Here is a 15,161-nt window from a genome sequence, read left to right as displayed (position 1 = left end):
CGACGCTTTCGTCCATGCAATTTACCGGGGAAAACCGGAACAGAACCGATAAAGGAGCGATTCCTTGCGATGAACGATCATCCCCTTAAGCGCGTGCTCGTCGTGACGGCGGTCGACGCCGAGCGCGAGGCCGCGCTGCGCGGCTTCCGCGGCGATCCGCGCTTCCATGTCGTCGCGGCCGGAGTCGGACCGGCGCACGCCGCGGCGGGCGCCGCGTTCGAGCTCGCCGCCGGCGGCTATGCGCTCGCCGTCAGCGCCGGCATCGGCGGCGGCTTCCCCGGCCGCGCGGCGATCGGCGCGGCCGTCGTCGCCGACGCGATCCACGCCGCGGACTGGGGCTCGGAGACGCCGGAAGGCTTCGCCAGCGTCGACGATCTCGGCTTCGGCCGCTCCCGCTTCGCGGTCGACGCGGCGCTTGCGGCGCGGTGGACCGAGGCGATGCGCGAGCGCGGCTTTGACGCCGTCCTCGGCCCGATCGCGACCGTCTCGACGGCGACCGGCACCGCGGCGACTGCGGCGGCCGTCGCGGCGCGCGTCCCCGGCGCGGCCGCCGAAGCGATGGAGGGGGCGGGCGTCGCCGCCGCCGCGGCGCGCGCCGGCGTCCCCGTCCTCGAAGTCCGGGGCATATCCAACGCCGTCGGTCCGCGCGACCGCGCGGCCTGGCGCATCAAAGACGCGCTCGCGGCGCTCGAAGCCGCCTGCGCCATACTCGCGGAGGTGCTTAGCGACCAATGAAGATCGCATTCTCGCCTTGCCCGAACGACACGTTCGTGTTTCACGCTTGGGTGCACGGCCTTATTCCGGGCGCTCCGGGGCTCGACGTCATGTACGCCGATATCGATATTACGAATACGCTGGCCGCCGGAGCGAACGGGCTCGACGTCATGAAAATTTCGTACGCCGCCTTGCCTTGGGTGCTGGACAAATACGCGCTCGTGCCTTGCGGCGGCGCGCTCGGGCGCGGCAACGGCCCGCTCGTGCTGACGAAGTCGGGGGGCGAACCTGCCGAGCTCGCCGGCAAGCGGGTCGCCGTGCCGAGCGAGCGCTCGACCGCCTACCTGCTGTTCCGCTTATGGGCGGCGCAGCGCGTGCCGAACGGCGGCCTCGACATCGTCGTCATGCCGTTCCACGACATTATGCCGGCCGTGCGCGACGGCGCCGTCGACGCGGGCCTCGTCATTCACGAAGCCCGGTTCACCTACCCGTCGTACGGCCTCTCGAAGCTGGCCGACCTCGGCGAGTGGTGGGAGGAGGACACGGGGCTGCCGATTCCGCTCGGCGCCATCATCGCGAAGCGTTCCCTCGACAAGGACGCGATCGCCCGGTGGGCGCGCGCGTCCGTCGAATACGCGTGGGCGCATCCCGATGCGTCCCGGGCATACGTGATGGAGCACGCGCAGGAGATGGATCCGGACGTCGCGAAATCGCATATCGAGCTGTACGTCAACCGCTTCACCGCCGAGCTCGGCGAGGAAGGCTACGCCGCGGTAGAGGCGCTGCTCGGCCGGGCCGCGGCCGAAGGGCTCGTGCCCGCGTTCGACATGGCGCTGCTGCGGTCCTAGTTAGATTTCGTCGTCGTCGAGCTCGTCCGGAAGCGCGTCTTCCGGCGGTGCGTCTTCCGGCAGCGGAACGTCCGGGAAATGCCGGTACGTCGCGAGGTCGATCCGGTCGTCGGCGCCGACCTCGACGCCCTCTTCCAAGAGGCGAATTCGCTGCGTAAATCGGGCTTCCTCGTCGGCGATGACGAGGCGCCCCTGAGCGTCTACGACCCGATGCCACGGCAGTCTTTGGGATTCGCTTAACGAATGGAGGATGCGGACGACCTGCCGCGCCCCTCTGCGGCTTCCCGCCGCCTCGGCGATTTGTGCGTACGTCATGACCTTCCCGGCGGGAATGGAGCGAATGACGGCGACGGCGCGCCGCGTGAACGGCTGCATGCTTCGTCCCCCTTTGCTTCGTGTGTTCTCGTCCCTATCATACAAGAAAGCTCCTCCCCCGTCTCTCCGGGGAAGGAGCGATTTCTTTGCATATTACCCGGTTCTTAGGCTCCTATTTCTTGCAATTCGATTTGTCTTTCCTCCGCTATTTCGGCGATAATAGGAAAGTATCGTTTCAATCGACTTAGCGAGGTGTCTTCCCCATGAAGGAAATCTTTTTTATAGGCTCATATGCGAAAGCGGAAGAAACCGGCGTCTATGCCGCCGAATTCGATAACGAAACCGGCGAAGTACGCCTGCTCGGCAGCTACGCCGGCCTGCAAAATCCGACGTTCCTGTCCGTCGACGCGGTCGACCGGAGGCTGTACGCGATCGCGGAGCTGCCCGGCCCGGACGGCGGCAAGCGCGGCGCGCTCGCCGCGTTCGCGATCGACGAGTCGCACGGGCTGTCGCTGCTCAACATCGAGGGGACGGTGCCCGCCCCCACCTGCCACGTGGAGCTCGACCGGACGCGCCGCTGGCTGCTGACGTCGAGCTACCACGGCGGCATGGTCGGCGTGACGCCCGTCTACGAGGAAGGGGAAGTCGGGCCCGCCTCCGATATTCAGCGCCACGAAGGCTCGAGCGTGCTGCCGGTGCAGGATCGGCCGCGGGCGCATTCCGCGACGATCGACCGCAACAACCGGTTCGCCGTCGTGTGCGATCTCGGCGCCGACCGGATCGTGACCTACCGGCTCGACGACGCGTCCGGCAAGCTGACGTACGCGTCGAGCGTGGCCGCCGCGCCGGGCGCGGGACCGCGCCACTTCGCGTTCCATCCGTCGCGCATGCTCGGCTACGCCATCAACGAGCTGAACTCGACGGTCGCCGTATACGCTTACGACGAAATGAGCGGCGAGCTGTCGGAAATCCAAACGGTGGCGACGCTGCCCGACGATTTCCGCGGCGACAACGCGTGCGCCGACATTCACGTTTCCCCGGACGGCAAATTTTTGTACGGTTCCAATCGGGGCCACGACAGCATCGTCGTGTACCGGATCGACGTCGACGGCCGCCTGAGCTGGGTCGAGCACGCGAGCGTGCTCGGAGCGCATCCGCGCAACTTCGCGCTGACGCCGGACGGCTCGTACGTGCTGGCGGCGAACCGGGATACGAACGACGTCGTCGTATTCCGCCGCAACGCCGCCACCGGCAAGCTGCGCCCGACCGGCCACCGGCTGAACGTATCGAAGCCCGTGTGCATTAAGTTTTTATAAAACGTAAGGACGCCGCCTTCCCTTAGCGGGAAGACGGCGTTATTTTTTTGAAAACGTCAGTGCGCGCCGTAGTAGGCGTACTCCACGCCGCACGGGCCGCCGTCCGGATTCGTTTCGAGCTCGACCTCCGTGCCGTCGGCGCGGTACAAGGGCCGGTAATAACTCGAGATGCGCGCGGCGGACGCGTTCGCGTAATGGCAGATGAACGAGCGGCGGAACCGGTCCTTCGATTTGTTCCGGTACGAGCCGTGTATCAAGTTGCCGTTGAAGAACAGCACATCCCCCGCTTCCATGACGATCGGCACCGGTTTCTTCCCTTCGGGCGGCTTCACGAAATGCGTCGTGAACGATTCCCGCGCGTCCGCCCGCTCCGGACAGACGATCTCGTGCGCCTGCGTCTTCGGCACGACGAGCAAGCCCCCGTTCTCCTCGTCGGCCGGATCGACTGCCGTCCACGCGGCGATGCAGTTGCCCGGCTCCACCTTCAGGTAGAAATTGTCCTGATGCAGCGCCTGCCCGCGCGAACCCGGGGGCTTATAATAAAACATGCTTTGCGCGGCGAGCGCCTCCTCGCCGAACAAATCCGCGAGCGCCGCCATAACCGGCGGATGCAGCATGTACCGTTTCGCCGTCGCGTCGAACCGGTGCGGGTGCATGACGCGAGGATACCGCTTCAGCGGGTCCGTCCCGTCCGCCGCGAAATCCGGCTCGAAATGGCCGGGCACCGTCCGCTCCGCGATGCGCTCGAACGTCCGCTCGATGTCGGACAGCTCCTCCTTCGTAAACAACCCTTTCGCGAGCAAATAGCCCTCTTCCTCGAAACGTTTCCGCTGCTCCTCCGTCAATCCGACTGCTCTGCCGTCCACGTTCATCCCCCCGAGCACCGTATTGTTGTTGCGATTTCCCTTTATTCTAGCGCCGATTCGCAGGTACAATGAAGTATGGATCATGCTAAAACATCACACGATCCTGCTGCATTCGAAAAATCGCGAAGGAGCGAGGAGGCTGGCCTAATGGCGAGAGCTCGAGAAGTCGGCCATATGGAAATTTACGGAGGCGAAGGCGAAGGCGCGGTCATTGCGGGGCTGTTCCGCCAATCCGATCGATACGAAACCGTTCGACCGCGCGGCCGGCCCGATTGGCTGCTCGCGTTCACGCTCGGCGGGAGCGGGTATTTCCGAACGGCGGACGGCGAGCGGCGGTGCGAAGCGGGCGACGTCGTCCTGCTCCGACCCGGCGCGCCTCATCATTACGGCACTTGTCCCGGGGAGACGTGGCATTTCATCTGGGCGCATTTCCCCGGGGATCGGGTCGAAGCCGGACTGCTGCCCGACGGAGAAGCAAGCGTCGTGCGCATCGTCTCCCCCGGCGATCGGCGGCGGCTGTACCGCGCGATGCTGCGGGTGGTGGACGACGCCAGGGCGCAGGGGCCGTTCTGGGACGAGCTGTGCCTCGCCTCGCTGCGGGAGGCGCTCGCGCTCGCCGCCCGCTGCGGCGGCCGCGGATCGGACCCGCGCGCGGCCGAAGCGCTCCGCTGGCTCTCGGCGCATATGCGCGAAGAGGTGCGCGTCGCAACGGTGGCAGGGGCGGTCGGCATGTCGCCGTCGCGGCTGTCTCATTTGTTCAAGGAGACGACCGGCCAGTCGGTTATCGACGCGCTGAACGCGATGCGGATTCGTCATGCGGCCATGCTGCTCGAAATGACGGCGCTCGGCGCGGCGGAGATCGCCTACGAGGTCGGCTTTCGCAACTACAACCATTTCCTGCAGCAGTTTCGCAAACGGTACGGCGTCAGTCCGAGCGGCTACCGGCGGCGCGGCGGAACGGCGAAAAGCGGCGGACCGTAACCGGCCGCCGCTGAAGTCACATCATTTGGTCGATCGAACCGCTCGAAATCGTTCGACCGTAAAAAATTTCGTCCATCTCCGTCTGCAGCCGGTCCGTGATGCTTTCCACTTCTTCCGGTCTCAGCTTATCCTTCGTATACCCGAACAAATAATTGTTTAAATCGAATTTCCTGAGCTTGCATTTCGTGTGGAAAATGTTCTCCTGATAAACGTTGACGTCGATCATATGGTAGAGGTCCTTAATTTCTTCCGGGATATAGTTTTGGATCGAGCTGATGTCATGGTCGATGAACAGCTTGTTCCCTTCGATATCCCTTGTAAAACCGCGCACGCGGTAGTCGATCGTCATGATGTCCGTGTCGAACGAGCGGATCAAATAGTTCAGCGCCTTCAGCGGCGAAATTTCGCCGCACGTGGACACGTCGATGTCCGCGCGGAACGTGCTGATGCCTTCGTCCGGATGGTACTCCGGGTACGTGTGCACCGTGATGTGGCTTTTGTCGAGCTGCATGACGACCGATTCCGGGAGCGGCCCCGGCGATTCGGTATACGACTCCTGCGGCACCTCGACGATCGGCCCTTCGGACACGAGCAGCGTGACGCTCGCCCCTTGCGGTACGTAGTCCTGCTGCGCCACGTTCAGCACATGCGCGCCGATGATGTCCGCGACGTGTTTCAGAATCGAGCGCAGCCGGTCGGAGTTGTACTGCTCGTCGATATATTCGAGATACGCTTCCCGCTCCTGCTTCGTCTGGGTGTAGCATATATCGTACATATTGAAGCTCAGCGATTTCGTCAAATTGTTGAAACCGTGCAGCGTAATGCGTTGCTCCGGCGTTAGCGGCATGATGCTCTCTCCTTCTGGGTGAATATGCTATCTTTCATATTACCCATTCGGGACGAGACTTAGCCCTTTTATTCGACGCGAATGACGTTTTGATCCGGTCGGTACGCCGCTTCGACCGCGCCCTCGCGGTCCGCGAAGAACAGAACGCTGCGCTCCCGCTCGAGGGAGAACGCGTAGGAACGGCCCGTCGCGGGATCTTTCACCTTCACGTCGGCGTCCTGGCCGAGCTCCGAGACGAACACGAACAGCGCCCCGTCCCGGAACGCGAGCTTCCGGCCGTACACGCCCGGCAGATCGCCGCCTTGCTCCCACAGCAGCTCGTCGGCGACGCCCGCCGTCGCGATCGCTTTGGCGTATACCGCGCGGATCGTTTCGCTGCGCTCGTTCAGCTCGATCGGCAGCGGGCACCAGAGCAGCTTGCCGCGCCCGAGCGCGTATTCGGCGAGCCGCAAGGGCGCGCCGTCTTCGGGGCGCTCCTTATTCAGCGCCGCGATGCCGCTGCCGCCGAACGAGACCGGATACGCCCGGCCGTCGACGTCGAGCAGCTCCTCGCGCAGCACATTCTCGATCCGCGTCGGCCCGACGACGTCCGCGAGGCGCGAGCGGTTCGGTCCCCAGTAGGCGTCGAGGCGCAGCGGCCCGGTCACGAGCAGCGTGCCGCCGTCGCGGCGCACGATGTCGGCGAGCGCGGCGAGCGCTTCGTCTTCGATATTGTGCGCGCTCGGCACGATCCACAGCTTCGGCGCGGGGCCGGTCAGCCGGTCGAGATGGTACTCGGAGACGCCGCGGAACGGCCGCTTCATGTCGTAGGCGAGCACGCGCGTCAGCTTCGCCGTCGCGTCATAGGCGAAGCTGCGGTTCGAGAAGTCGTTCGAGTACGGGAAGACGACCGCGATGTCCTCGAGGGCGCGATCCTCGAGCTTGCGTCCGACGGCGGCGAAGAACGAGCCGAAATCGTACGACACGTCCGCCTCCGGCTTCTGCGTCCCGTCCGCCCGCAGCGCGCCGATGTTCGATTCGTTGACGTTGTCCATGTAGAAGTTCGTGTTCCAAATCCACTGCACGGCGCCCGCGCCGCCGGTCGAGAAGGCGTACGCGTATTTGCGCTCGAGAATATTGCGCAGCTCCTCTTCGCTGCGCTTCGCCCGCCCATCGGCCGCCTCTACGTACATAATGCCCGTCTCTTGGATGAGGTTCGGCTTGTGCCCGTCTTTCGTGAAAATGCCGTCCCACACGAGCGCGTCCATTTTCCACCAGGTATGCACCGTCGTGTAGTCGACCGCCTCCGCGTAGAAGAACGGCGACGGGCGTCCGCTCGCGAGCCCCTCGTCTTGGCCGACCGTCACGAGCTGATTCGGCGCGGCCGCCTTAATCGCGCCGACAAGCTCTCGCGCCCAGCGGTTGTGCATCTCCATCGTGAATAAGGCGTAGTCGAGCCAGACGAGCCCTTTCTTCGGGCGGCTGACGTCCTGCACGTCGAAGTTGATGTCGCTTCGCTCCGGCGGGCGCGCCGCTTCGAAGCTCGGCAGCTCCTCGGGCGTCATGTTCCAACGCTCCTGCAGCGAACGGATCGAGCCGTGGCGGCGCTTCAGCCATTCGACGTACGCTTCGCGTTCGAACCGGTCGTTCGCCGTCCGCGGGCCTTGGAAGATGCGCGACGGATCGAACATCGACGGCTCGTTGATGAGGTCCCAATGGACGTGCGTGCTCGTTCGGTGCCGGGAGACGAGCGAGACGATAAACCGCTTCTGCGCCTCCACGCTGCGCGGGTCGAGGTACGGGTTCGCGCCCTCCCACGTCTCCGGCGTGAACGAGAAGAAGTTGAACGTGACTTCGAGTTCATGCTTTTTCGCCGTCAGCAGGAACGCGTCGATCGCGCGCAGCACCTCCTCCGAGAAATGGCCGTCGACGAACGCCATTTGGCGCCAGCCGGTCCAGACGCCGGTGCGTATGAGGTTGATGCCGGCGCGCCGCATCTCGGCCATGTCTTTGTCCCATGCCGCGACGTTGGGCAGGAACAAATATTTGCGCGCGACGTCGCTCGTCATGTACGTCATGCCGACGATCGGCAGCGGTTTGCCGTTCTTATAAAAATAATCGCGCCCCGCGGTCAGCGGCTCGCCGGCTTCGAGCAGGGCGCGGTCCATGCCCCAGAAGCCTTGCCGGAGGATGCGCGTTTCGCCGTCTTCGGCCGTCGCCTCGCATTCGATGCTGTAGCAGCCGGGCTCGACCGGGTCGGGCGCTTGGAACCGCTCGATGCGCAAAGCCCCGTCCGCCTGCAGCCGGACCGTATGCTCCCACGCCGGCTGCGGCGCGCCTCCGTTCCGCTCGATCGCCGCCCGGATGCGGAACGTCCACGCGCGCGGCCTCGCGCCGCCGACCGCCTGCGCCGTCAGCGCGAGGCTCGGGCGCTCGCCGACCTCGTAGCAGCCGTAGTTCGGCTTCAGCCACAGCTCGGTTGCGCCTTTGGCGGCGAAGGCCGCCCATTCGGCGAGCGCGTCCGCGCCGCCTCGCTCCCAGAAGGCGGGCGCGACGGGTTGGGCGACGAGTACCCAGCGTCCTCCTGCAAAATCCCCCTTCACGTGCTCGAGCAGCACCGCCGGCGCGGCGGTTTCGCGGCCGTCTCTGGAGACGCCCTTCAGCAGCGGGTAGACGAAGGCGTCCATCGGACCGCCCGAGCCGTGCTCGCGCGGGTTGTCGCTCTGCCGCGTGACGTGCAGCACGAGCCCGTACGTGTCGCTCGGCGCGAACAACGCTTCCTTGCCCGCGAACAGCGGGATGTCGGGGTTCGCCTGCAGTTGCGCGATGCGGGACCCGTCCGCGCGGAGCGCCTCGTGGATGAGCAGCTGGCGGTGGTACGCCGTCTGCTCGCGCTCGAGCGCCCAGCTGCCTTGGTCGTCTTTGAACACGGGCACGCGGAACGGCGCGCCGCCGACCAGGACGAGGCCGCCGCCGCGCTTCAGGAAGCGCAGCACCGCCGGCCACGCCTCCTTCGGGAAGTACGGGCCGTGCAGCGTCGCGAACGCGTCCGCCTCTTCCAGCGCGCTTTCAAGTTGGTCGGCGGAGACGACTCGACCTATTTGTTGCAAACGTTGGACTTCCGTGTCGCCGGGCCTCGCCCCGTCGTACGGAAACGACGCATCGTAAAAAAATACCGTTTTGCTGTTCTCGCTCATTGCCATGACTTTGCACTCTCCCGTATGTTTTTCTTGCCCTGCCCCGCGACACCCGGTTCATTCCTCGCCTTTGTTTGTTAGGTTTGTTATGTTGCTGTTAGCCGAAATTTGCTATATTCTAGGTACACCCTAACGTTCTGTCAAGGAGTGTTGTTATGGCTCGCCGCGTCTCGCTCCAAACGATTGCCGATACGCTGCACGTGTCCAAATACGCCGTCTCGCGCGCGCTGTCCGGCAAGCCGGGCGTCAGCGACGTAACGCGCCAGCGCGTGCTCGCCGCCGCCCGCGCGCTCGGCTACCGGCTGCCGGCCGGGGCGGCGGTCGCAGGCGCGCCCGGCGTTGCGGGAGCTGCCGTCGCAGCGGATTCGGCTTCGTTCGCCGCGTCCCGCGGCTATGTGCTGGTGTGGATGGACCCCTCCATTCAAAGCGAAGCTTCCTATTGGGCGCGAGTACTGACCGGCGTCGCGAACGGCTGCGCGGAATTCGGCTGGGAGCATGCCGTCGTCGCGCCTCGGTCGGGCGCGAACGGCGAAGGGCCGTCGTTCCCCGCGTACATGGACCGGAGCGCCTGTCTCGGACATATCGCCGTCGGCAGCCTGCCGACGGGGACGCTCGTCGCGCTGCAGGCGATGGGCGGACCGCTTGTGCTGCTCGACCACGAAGAGCCGCTCGTCGAAGCGGACGCGGTCATGAACGCGAACGCGGACGGCGCCGTGCTGCTTGCGGGCCATTTGCTGTACGGCGGGCGGCGGTCGTTCGTCTTCGTCGGCAACGACGACTTCGCGCCGAGCTTCCGCGAACGATGGCTCGGCTGCCGCAGCGCGGTGGAGGCGTTCGGCGGGGATACGCGGCTGCGCAAATGGACGTACCCGTATCCCGAACGCCGCTGGTCGGACGCGCTGCACGCGAAGCTGGCCGGCCTCGATCCAGCGGATCGGCCGGACGCGTTCGTCTGCGCGAACGACCAGATCGCGCTGGAGCTGCTGCGCGGCTTGCGCCAGCGCGGGCTGCGCGTGCCGGACGATTGCGCCGTCACCGGCTTCGACAACATCGGAGCGTCCGCCGATGCCGACCCGGCGCTCACGACCGTCGAGCTCGCCAATGAGGCGCTCGGCCGCCGCGCGGTGGAGCAGCTCGCTCGCCGCCGCGCGCAGCCCGGCGCCCAGCCGGAGAAGGTGCTGCTGTCCGCGCGCCTCGTCGTCCGCGCGTCGGGTTAAGCCTCGCGGCGGTTGGTGGGTTGCCGCCTTCAGCCCCGCCAACCGCCGAATAAGGAACATTTGCTCCTTACAGCCCGCCCTCAGCCCCGCCAACCGCCGAATAAGAAACAATTGCTCCTTACAGCCCGCCTTCAGCCCCGCCAACCACCGAATAAGAAACATTTGCTCCTTACAGCCCGCCTACACCCCCGCCAAACGCCGAATAAGAAACATTTGCTCCTTACAGCCCGCCTTCAGCCCCGTCAACCGCCAAATAAGAAACATTTGCTCCTTACAGCCCGCCGCCAGCCCCGCCAACCGCTGAATAAGAAACATTTGCTCCTTACACACCGCCGCCAGCCCCGCCAACCGCCGAATAAGAACATTTGCTCCTTACAGCCCGCCGACGCCACCGCCAACGGCTCCTTAGCCGCAATTTTGCGGCTACATCCCACCCGCCGAAGCCCCCAGCGCTCGCAAAAACAACAAACAGCCGCGCGGACAAAACGCCCGCGCGGCTGCACCCAATTACCTCATATCGATAATTTCCTTAATCTTCTCGATCGGCACCTTCGGCACCCGGTCGTACGTCAGCAGCCCGTTAATCTCCTGCTCGACGTCCGTCAGCTGCGTGTAGCAGTATCCCTGCACGACGCCGGAGCGGCGAAGCGGCAGCACGACGGCGCGCAGCCGCGCCAAATAATCGTCGTCGTCGCTAGCGCCCGAGTAGCCCCAGCCTTCCCACTCGCTCTTCTTGTACGCGATGCCGCCGAACTCGGTCACGAGAATCGGCTGACCCTCGTAGGCGAAGCCGCCGACGGACAACCGCCGGTTCGCCGGCATGCTCGTCACGGCGCCTTCGACGGTGCTGTACCGTTCGGCCAGCACCTCCTCACGCCACTCGTAATCGTGAATGGTGAACAAATCCGTCTTCACGAGCTCCCAGCCGTCGTTCGAGACGACCGGACGCGTCGGATCGAGCGACTTCGTCAAATGGTACATCGCCAGCGCATGCTGCTGCTGCCGCGCGTCGATCTGGATATTCGGCACGCCCCAGCTTTCGTTGAGCGGCACCCACGCGACGATGCACGGATGATTATAGTCGCGCTCGACCGCTTCCTGCCATTCCGCGGTCATCCGCTGCGAATACGCCTCCGAGAAGTCGCATGCGTTCGCCATCTCGCCCCACACGAGCAGCCCGAGCTTGTCGCACCAGTACAAATACCGCGGATCCTCCACTTTCTGATGCTTGCGCGCGCCGTTAAAGCCCATCGCCTTCGTCAGCTCGACGTCCAGGCGAATCGCTTCGTCGCTCGGCGGCGTCAGGTTGCCGTCCGGGAAATAGCCCTGATCGAGCACCAGCTTCATGAAATACGGACGATTGTTCAGCGCGAACCGGCCGTTCTCGATCGATACCTTCCGCATGCCGAAATAGCCCGCCGCCCGGTCGACGACCGCGCCGTCCACCGTCAGCTCGTACTCGACGTCGTACAAGTTCGGCCGCTCCGGCGACCAAAACCGGTCCATCCCGTGATCGTTCAGCCCGTGCAGCCCGATCGTCCGGCGCTCCTCGGCGCGAAGCACGCGAATCGTCTCCTCCGCGACCGGCTCTCCTTGGAACGTAATCCGAATGCGCAGCGCCGCGTCCCGCCCTTCGACCGGTCCCTCGAAAAACGCGCGAATCCGAATTTCGTTCCGGTCGATGTCGGGCTCATACTTCACCTTCGCCAAATACGTCGGCGACACCGCCTCCGCCCACACCGTCTGCCAAATGCCCGTCGTACGCGTATACCAAATGCCCCGCGACTTCTCTTCCCAGAACTGCTTGCCGCGCGGCTGGAACACGTCCTTCCCGCGATCCTCGGCGCGCACGACGATCGCGTTCGGACCGTCCGGCGACAGCGCATCCGTGATGTCCGCGGAGAACGGAGTATGGCCGCCGATATGCGACGCCGCGAGCTCGCCGTTCACCCAGACGCGAGCCTCGTAATCGACCGCGCCGAAATGCAGCAGCACCCGCTTCCCCGCGAACGACGCCGGCGGGCTCCACAGCTTCCGGTACCAGACGACGTCGTGGAAGCCTGTTTCCCCGATGCCGCTCAGCCGGCTTTCGAACGCGAATGGCACCTGAATGCGCCGGTCGAGCGCCCGCTCGCCCCGATGCCACTTCTCCCGCAAACCGACATTCTCGTCGTCGAACGCAAATTCCCATTCCCCGTTCAAGCTTTCCCAGACGTCACGGACGAATTGCGGACGCGGGTAATCCGGTCTTGGCAATGTCATTGGTAATACAACTCCTTTGGTAAACTATTTGGTTAACCTATCAATGATGAAGTTATGATTTCTACACCGATTGTAATAAGGAACCCATCGATTCGTCAACATTAAAGTTGATTAATTAACTTACTGGTTATATAATCGTGAAAACAACACTTCTCGCCGCAGGAAAAACAGAAAGAAGGGAACGCAATGAAGCTGCGCGCCGAACGGGCGAACGTCGCCGTATTCGAATGCTTCTCGTCCGAGACGAGACTCCATATGATCGAGCTGCTCGACGAACGGCCGATGAACATCAAAGAGCTGGCCGAAGCGGTCGGACTCTCCTCCGCCATCGTGACGAAGCATGTCCAGAAGCTCGAAGAAGCCGGCATCGTCACGACCGAAACGATCGCGGGCAAACGCGGCATGCAGAAGCTGTGCCGGCTCGCCCTCGACGAATTGACGTTGCTTCTGAAACGGACGCCGAGCGTTCCGGCACCTGCTCCCGACCGTTACGAAATCGAGCTGCCGGTCGGACAATATTCCGCATGCCAAGTAAAGCCGACGTGCGGACTCGCGTCAGAGCACGGCATGATCGGCATCGTCGACGATCCGAGATATTTTTCCGACCCGGACCATGTCAAAGCGAGCCACCTTTGGTTCGGCAGCGGGTACGTAGAGTATCGAATCCCGAACTACCTATTAGCAAACCAAGTTCCTGTAAATATTGACATTTCCCTGGAAATTTGTTCCGAAGCGCCAGGATACAACGAAAATTGGCCGTCCGACATCAGCTTTTACATGAACGACCGCCTCGTCGGCACGTGGACGTGTCCGGGCGATTACGGTTCGACGAAGGGCGTGTACACGCCCGATTGGTGGACGAACCGTTCGCAGTACGGGCTGCTGAAGACGATTTCCGTGAGCCGAGCCGGCGCGTACATCGACGGGGTCCGCCTCTCCGACGTCACGATCGACGAACTGGGGATCGCCTACGGAGAGACGATCGGCTTTCGCGTCGCTTCGCTCGAATCGGCTCGCCATTGCGGCGGCGTCACGTTATTCGGCAGGGGCTTCGGCAACTACGACCAAGACATCCGCGTCGCCGTGACGTACGAAGCTCGCGCATGATTCGCGGATCAACGCAATGAAGGCAGCCCTTCCGCAAAGAAAGGCTGCCTTGTTCCCAATCTCCTCAATCGCCCCCGCCGCCTCCTCCGCCGTCGCCGTCGCCGCCTCCCCCGGAACTGCCTCCGGCGTCCCCCCGATGCGAATCACCGACGTTCGGGATTGGCATAAACCCGTCGCTGCCGCCGACCTCCCTTTTCTTCCGATCCCGGTCGGGCTGCCGAACGGAAAACCAAATCAATCCGCCCAACCCGACGAGCGACAGCATGCCGGCGAAAACCCAAGCCGTCATAGAATCCCTCCCGATGCTTGCAGGTTTCCTTCAATATAGCATCGGTTTGTTAAGGTTACGTTAATGCTCGCGTTAAATTATGTAAATATTCAGACATACAAACAAGAAACCACCGCCCGACAAATCGGACGGCGGCCGCGTTCACTTCACTTTCGCATCAGTTTCCTCGAAATACGTCTCCACGCGGATCGGCTTCCCCGTCCTGCTGCTCTCGATCGCCGCGCTGCACAGAGCCGCTAGTTTCAAATTTTCGTCAACACGCGTTTCCATCGGTTCGCCGCCTTCGAGCCAATCCAAAAACTGCTCGATCACCCGGCCATGTCCCCAGCGCTCCCGATCCGGAGGGGCGATTTCCGCTCCTTCTCCCTCCTGCGCAGGGCCGCTCCGCTCCGGCGAATGCGGGAACGCCTCGACCCGCTTCCGATGCAGCACGACCGTAGAGCGCTCGCACTCCGCCCGGATATACTCCTCGCCGAAGCCGTTCAATTCGACTGCGTTGGCGTAACCCCCCTCGAACAATGCGCGGACGCCGTTCGCGAACGTCATCGTGACCAGCGCTTGGCAATCCCCCGCGAATTCCGCCCACGGCGGCCTCCACGTTTGCGCGTATACCGTCTCGCAAGGCGCGCCGGCCAAATCGGCCAACAGGTCCAGCCGATGCGGCGCGGACTCCGTCAACAGCGGATCCGGCATCCGGTGGCGATAGGCGCCCCAGCTGCCGTACTTGCGCAGATCGCAAGTATGGCGAAGGATCAAATAATCGAGCGCGCCGTGGGCGCCCGACCGCAGCGCACCGCGCAGCGCCTCCTTGTCTCGCTCGTACCGGCGGCTCATCGCGACGCCCATCTTCTTCCCTGCGCTGCGCACGCTTCGGGCGATGCGGATCGAAGCCTCCAGCGTATCGGCGATCGGCTTCTCCGACAAAATGTGCATACCGTGAGCAAGCGCCAACCGGACGAGCTCTTCGCGGAACGCAGGCGGCACGACCAAGATGCAAAAATCCGCGGGATGCCGCTCGAAGGCGTCCTTCGCGCTCGTATAGCAGCGGGATGGCGGGACGCCGAGCCCCTCGCTCGCATGCTGAAGCGCGAGGGGATTCGCATCGACGGCGGCGACGACGTCGATGCGCCCCTCCCGGACGAAGGGCGGCAAAAACGCAGTGCACCATTGCGCTCCGAACCCGCCGGTGCCGACGACGATCGCCCGGAATGCCGCGGGCACCG

The 15,161-nt window shown here is 64.2% G+C and carries 14 protein-coding genes; 6 read left to right on the top strand and 8 right to left on the bottom strand.

Features of this window, described 5'->3' with window-relative positions; genetic code table 11:
- Window positions 1-69 precede the first annotated feature (69 nt).
- Together VE009_RS16250 and VE009_RS16245 are read left to right on the top strand one after the other, a co-directional pair.
- Window positions 70-735: a futalosine hydrolase gene (locus VE009_RS16250; RefSeq protein WP_325009396.1), complete on the top strand. Its 666-nt coding sequence runs from the start codon at window positions 70-72 to the stop codon at window positions 733-735.
- Window positions 732-1,562, top strand: coding sequence for a 1,4-dihydroxy-6-naphthoate synthase (locus tag VE009_RS16245; RefSeq protein WP_325009394.1), 831 nt, complete (start codon window positions 732-734; stop codon window positions 1,560-1,562). Before VE009_RS16250 ends, VE009_RS16245 begins: the two co-directional genes overlap by 4 nt.
- On the opposite strand, the gene VE009_RS16240 is transcribed toward VE009_RS16245, so the two are convergent.
- Entirely contained in the window at window positions 1,563-1,937 is a 375-nt protein-coding gene (locus tag VE009_RS16240) for an MGMT family protein (protein ID WP_325009392.1), read from the bottom strand. It lies immediately after the preceding gene.
- Between the two features lie 203 nt (window positions 1,938-2,140).
- On the opposite strand from VE009_RS16240, the gene VE009_RS16235 reads away from it, so the two are divergent.
- Entirely contained in the window at window positions 2,141-3,193 is a 1,053-nt protein-coding gene (locus tag VE009_RS16235; RefSeq protein ID WP_325009390.1) for a lactonase family protein, read from the top strand.
- Between the two features lie 56 nt (window positions 3,194-3,249).
- On the opposite strand, the gene VE009_RS16230 is transcribed toward VE009_RS16235, so the two are convergent.
- The gene (locus tag VE009_RS16230; RefSeq protein ID WP_414694874.1) at window positions 3,250-4,059 is read right to left on the bottom strand and encodes a phytanoyl-CoA dioxygenase family protein; all 810 of its coding nucleotides are present in this window, start codon (window positions 4,057-4,059) and stop codon (window positions 3,250-3,252) included.
- Window positions 4,060-4,206: 147 nt separating this feature from the next.
- Between VE009_RS16230 and VE009_RS16225 the strand changes: the two genes are divergently transcribed.
- Window positions 4,207-5,040, top strand: a complete 834-nt coding sequence (locus VE009_RS16225; protein ID WP_325009389.1) for a helix-turn-helix domain-containing protein — start codon at window positions 4,207-4,209, stop codon at window positions 5,038-5,040.
- 16 nt (window positions 5,041-5,056) lie between these two features.
- On the opposite strand, the gene speD is transcribed toward VE009_RS16225, so the two are convergent.
- Together speD and VE009_RS16215 are read right to left on the bottom strand one after the other, a co-directional pair.
- On the bottom strand, window positions 5,057-5,887 hold the full coding sequence (gene speD / locus VE009_RS16220; RefSeq protein ID WP_325009387.1) for an adenosylmethionine decarboxylase: 831 nt from the start codon (window positions 5,885-5,887) through the stop codon (window positions 5,057-5,059).
- Window positions 5,888-5,955: 68 nt separating this feature from the next.
- Complete coding sequence (locus tag VE009_RS16215) at window positions 5,956-9,063, bottom strand: beta-galactosidase (RefSeq protein ID WP_325009554.1); 3,108 nt, start codon at window positions 9,061-9,063, stop codon at window positions 5,956-5,958.
- A 155-nt stretch (window positions 9,064-9,218) separates the two neighbouring features.
- Between VE009_RS16215 and VE009_RS16210 the strand changes: the two genes are divergently transcribed.
- Window positions 9,219-10,280, top strand: a complete 1,062-nt coding sequence (locus VE009_RS16210; RefSeq protein ID WP_325009385.1) for a LacI family DNA-binding transcriptional regulator — start codon at window positions 9,219-9,221, stop codon at window positions 10,278-10,280.
- A 180-nt stretch (window positions 10,281-10,460) separates the two neighbouring features.
- On the opposite strand, the gene VE009_RS16205 is transcribed toward VE009_RS16210, so the two are convergent.
- Together VE009_RS16205 and VE009_RS16200 are read right to left on the bottom strand one after the other, a co-directional pair.
- On the bottom strand, window positions 10,461-10,610 hold the full coding sequence (locus VE009_RS16205) for a hypothetical protein (protein WP_325009384.1): 150 nt from the start codon (window positions 10,608-10,610) through the stop codon (window positions 10,461-10,463).
- A gap of 177 nt (window positions 10,611-10,787) precedes the next feature.
- Window positions 10,788-12,542, bottom strand: coding sequence for a glycoside hydrolase family 2 protein (locus VE009_RS16200; RefSeq protein ID WP_325009381.1), 1,755 nt, complete (start codon window positions 12,540-12,542; stop codon window positions 10,788-10,790).
- A gap of 186 nt (window positions 12,543-12,728) precedes the next feature.
- Between VE009_RS16200 and VE009_RS16195 the strand changes: the two genes are divergently transcribed.
- Entirely contained in the window at window positions 12,729-13,649 is a 921-nt protein-coding gene (locus VE009_RS16195) for an ArsR/SmtB family transcription factor (protein ID WP_325009380.1), read from the top strand.
- 64 nt (window positions 13,650-13,713) lie between these two features.
- Here the strand turns inward: VE009_RS16195 and VE009_RS16190 are convergent, their stop codons facing one another.
- Together VE009_RS16190 and VE009_RS16185 are read right to left on the bottom strand one after the other, a co-directional pair.
- Window positions 13,714-13,938 (bottom strand): hypothetical protein, encoded by a 225-nt coding sequence (locus VE009_RS16190; protein ID WP_325009378.1) that lies wholly within the window; start codon window positions 13,936-13,938, stop codon window positions 13,714-13,716.
- Between the two features lie 141 nt (window positions 13,939-14,079).
- Window positions 14,080-15,159 (bottom strand): Gfo/Idh/MocA family oxidoreductase, encoded by a 1,080-nt coding sequence (locus VE009_RS16185; protein ID WP_325009376.1) that lies wholly within the window; start codon window positions 15,157-15,159, stop codon window positions 14,080-14,082.
- Between the last annotated feature and the right edge of the window lie 2 nt (window positions 15,160-15,161).

Origin of the sequence: Paenibacillus sp., from assembly GCF_035645195.1 — a bacterium.
GTDB lineage: Bacteria > Bacillota > Bacilli > Paenibacillales > YIM-B00363 > Paenibacillus_AE.
This window is presented reverse-complemented; position numbering and strand designations above follow the sequence as displayed.